1 rRNA gene is annotated in these 258 nt (G+C 50.4%); it reads left to right on the forward strand.

The annotated features are described in order from the left end of the window. Positions 1 to 177, forward strand: a 23S ribosomal RNA gene (locus NQ038_RS15260); the annotation flags it as partial. Positions 178 to 258: the final 81 nt, after the last annotated feature.

Here is a 258-nt window from a genome sequence, read left to right on the forward strand (position 1 = left end):
CATGGCTGGTTTGCTACGTTCGGGAGGGATAACCGCTGAAAGCATCTAAGTGGGAAGCCTGCTTCGAGATGAGGTCTCCTTTAAGGTGTCCTAGAGATGATGGGGTTGATAGGCCAGATGTGGAAGATGGGTAACCATTGGAGCTGACTGGTACTAATACACCGTTCACTCACCCAAACAACACGACTCATGTGGGTTTTGTGCCTGTGTGGGGTGTGTGGTGGGTTGGGTAACACAAGGTAAACAACGATTGAGCGT

This window comes from Brevibacterium sp. 50QC2O2, assembly GCF_024580675.1.
In the GTDB taxonomy this organism is placed as follows: domain Bacteria; phylum Actinomycetota; class Actinomycetes; order Actinomycetales; family Brevibacteriaceae; genus Brevibacterium; species Brevibacterium moorei.